Raw genomic sequence first — 3404 nt, 5'->3', positions numbered from 1 at the left:
TGCAGAATAGCTGCACCGCCAGCGTCAATCAGCTCCCTAAAACGCCAGCGTCCAGCCTCCATCTCACCGGTAGCAACGTTGATCTTGGTTTGACGTGCCAGCGCCGCATGCAGGTCAATCGCATCCGGTGAAAATGGCTCCTCAATCCAGTATGGGTTGTAAGCCTCAAAGCGACGAATATATTCCAAGGCAGTTGGCAGATCACGCCAGGCATTGTTGGCATCCAAGGTCAGTAAAACATCGTCGCCTACAGCCTTACGAGCAGCCTTAACGCGCGCCTCTTCTTCTCTTGGGGATAGACGCCCCACCTTCATTTTGACGGCCTTAAAACCCTGTTTTACGTAAGACTCCATCTCCTTACCCAGCTTGGCAGGTGTTTTGCCGTCTAAATAATAGCCACCACTGGCATAAGCCGGCACACGGTCATCTACAACTGAGCCTAAGTAATGGTGAAGAGGTAGTTTTGCGGCACGGGCGTTTAAGTCCCAAAGTGCGGTATCCAAGATAGAAATGCCACGCATGACTGCGCCAGCGCGCCCTTGCAAAATAGACTCGTTATACATATCCATCCACAGTCCTTCGCTGCGATGACTATTTTGACCAATCAATTTTGGGGCTAGCAATTGCTCTACTGCAATCTTGGCAATTTCTCCGCCCGCACTACCAACGTAGCAAAAGCCAATACCCTCATTGCCATCTTTGCCACGTACCTTGACTAAGCAATAGTGACGCTCTGAAACTGTGCGCGTAGAAAAAGAGGTGACCTTATCTAGAGGCACCGCTACTGCAGCTACTGATACTGACTCAATAATTGGCATGAGGGCTCCTGTATTCAAAAAATTATTGTAGCCATAATTGCAGATGTATGACGGCTCATAAATAAGGAATAATGAGTCGCTAATTAACAGGCATCATTTACAAATTTGGGAAAGTTATGAGTAAAGTCATTGTGATAGGTACGGGCACCATGGGTGTGGGTATTGCTGCTGGCTTTCTGGCATTTGGTGCCAACACGATTTTGCTGGGCAGGGATCTTGAGAAAGCAAAGCTGAGTCTCTCCAAGGTGGAGGAATGCGCCGACTCCATTAATCCAGCATGGCGAGAAAGCGGTGCGCAACTCATTGCTGGCACTATCGCAGACTGGTCAGATTGGGAGAACACCGATCTCATTATTGAAACCATCTCTGAGCGCCTAGAGCTGAAAAAGGCAATATTTAGCGAGCTTGATCAGCGTGTACCACCCAGCATTCCAATTGGTAGTAATAGCTCAGGCTTTCCTATAAGCGATATTGCGCAAGGCCTTCCAACAAGCTACCGCATGTTCAATACCCATTACTTCATGCCCGCTCATATCGTTCCTTTGGTGGAGGTGGTGCTGGGTGCAACATCAGATCCTCAAATGGCAGAGCAGATTTGTAGCCTCTATCGCGCCCATGGCAAAAAACCGGTATTAGTCAAGCGTGATATTCCGGGATTTCTGGCTAACCGAATTCAGCATGCCTTAATGCGCGAAGCACTCTCACTGGTGCAAGAGGGAATCGCCTCGCCAGATGATGTTGATACTGCGGTGCGCTACAGTTTTGGCTTTCGTTACGCAGCAGTTGGGCCAATGACTCAAAAAGAAATCTCTGGATGGGAGGGTATGGCACTAGCCGCAGAGGTAATCTACCCTTCTCTATCCAACATTAATGCGCCACCTGCTTGCGTCATGGATCTAGTGAGCACTGGAAAAACGGGTATGTCCAAGGGCGCAGGCTTCAGAGAGTGGTCACCAGAAGAAGCGAGAGAAATGAAGCAAGTCTATGAAATACGTCTCAAGGCAGCATTTGAGGTATTAAAAATAGCGCCCGAACTCAATTAATTCAATATTGTTGCAGCACAGCATGCTTCAAATGCGCTGATCTGCCGCAACAATATTGGATAATTAATGAGTGAAGAAAAAAGTCTGTGAGTGGTCCCTGTTTTTAAAAAGGGTAATCAAAGTAACTGGATTTGCCCTAGTTGGGTTTATTCAACTGCCAGGGGTGGAGCTCGTCTCTAGCGCTCTAGCGCAAACTACGACTCAAAATAGTAAAGCCAACAAGGCACCTCAAGTAAAGCAAAAGCCTGTAGTGCAAAAGAGTAAGCAGGCTGGGCTTCAAGTGAAGAATGGCTCCCTAACTCAGCCTGCCAAAAGCATGAGCTTAAATCCTGAATTGTTCAAACAAATTGAGGGTGCACCTAACAATCAAGATATAGCCAACCTAGATTACCGTATCCAACGTGGCTGCCTTCGTCGAAGCTATAACGAAGAGAGTCTCCCAGCTAATTTAGGCTTAGACGATCCCAGCTTGAGTGATTTTTTTAAATCGCAAACTCAAGGTTTTTTTGATCGAATGCGGGGTGACTGCATTCCTTACGCTCTAGCTCTAGGAAGTCGTAACCGCTTTGAATCACTTAGCATCATGAATGGCCCCATACAAGATGCTAAGACAGAAATTTGGACTTTTACACCCTCGGCAGCTGGTAGCTTCTTGATTCAACAAGACTATCTAAGAGATGAATCCAAACGTTTTACAGAGATTCAACTACCGCTAAGCGATGTGTTGTATGACCCCAAAAAAGTGGGCGATAAATTACCAGTTGAACTAGTTTGGGAATTGAACTCGGTCATCAAGCAAATTTATCCAGAAGAAAATAATGCGCTTGAAAACACCAACAGCGTTGTTCGCCTGATTGTGGACTTTGGTGATAAAGAGCGTTGGGCGCAAATTTGGGCAGCAGAAATTATTGACCCAGCTAGCGGCGAAGTCTTTTCAAGTGCATTTTGGGTTGAAAGGAACGATATCCCGGGTGGTTTTTATACCGCCAGCGGTGAATCTATTGAGCGCACGTTTTGGACCAATCCCTTAAGCTACCGACGCATCTCCAGAGGAGTCGGTAGTGTGCGAGCATCCAGTAAGAAAGCAGCAGCACCCAAGAATGGCACTCCTGTAGCGGCCCCTAAACAGCGCTATCGAACACATATGGGCATTGACTACTCAGCACCAAAAGGCACACCAGTTTTTAGCGTAGCTACAGGCAAGGTAGTTCATCTCGGCTATAGCGGCGCGTTTGGCAACCTCATCATCATCGAACATCCTGGAAACTATCGTACCTACTATGCGCATTTAAGTGGCTACAACGTTGAGTTGCAAGTGGGCAACGAAGTCCGACGCGGTTTAGAGATTGGCTATGTTGGATCAACTGGTCGCTCTACTGGGCCTCATCTACATTTTGAATTAAGAAAAGATGGAGTCTATGTCGACCCCTATGCCTCAAAAACACAATTAGATTTATGGAATATGCGTGATAGCGATAGCGGCTTACTTACTAGAGAAATTCTCTTGCTAGGAACACCCGTAGTAAATTAATTTATTGGGTGA

Annotated in this window: 3 protein-coding genes; 2 read left to right on the top strand and 1 reads right to left on the bottom strand. The window is 46.8% G+C overall.

The features are described 5' to 3' along the window. Positions 1-818: mandelate racemase/muconate lactonizing enzyme family protein (locus tag B7X71_RS14005; RefSeq protein ID WP_293601063.1), on the bottom strand; the 818-nt coding region annotated here is incomplete at its 3' end. A gap of 116 nt (positions 819-934) precedes the next feature. On the opposite strand from B7X71_RS14005, the gene B7X71_RS14000 reads away from it, so the two are divergent. Both B7X71_RS14000 and B7X71_RS13995 read left to right on the top strand, forming a co-directional pair. Further along, positions 935-1861, top strand: coding sequence for a 3-hydroxyacyl-CoA dehydrogenase NAD-binding domain-containing protein (locus B7X71_RS14000; protein ID WP_293601062.1), 927 nt, complete (start codon positions 935-937; stop codon positions 1859-1861). 70 nt (positions 1862-1931) lie between these two features. Beyond that, positions 1932-3392, top strand: a complete 1461-nt coding sequence (locus tag B7X71_RS13995) for a M23 family metallopeptidase (RefSeq protein WP_251371177.1) — start codon at positions 1932-1934, stop codon at positions 3390-3392. The last annotated feature ends 12 nt before the right edge of the window (positions 3393-3404 follow it).

It is taken from the genome of Polynucleobacter sp. 39-46-10, from assembly GCF_002282275.1.
Note: the sequence above shows the minus strand (reverse complement) of the source record. Positions and strands in the feature narration are given on the sequence as shown.

Excerpts from the sequence above, each read along its gene's own strand:
- B7X71_RS14000 (WP_293601062.1), top strand. The coding sequence starts at position 935 with ATGAGTAAAGTCATTGTGATAGGTACGGGCACCATGGGTGTGGGTATT.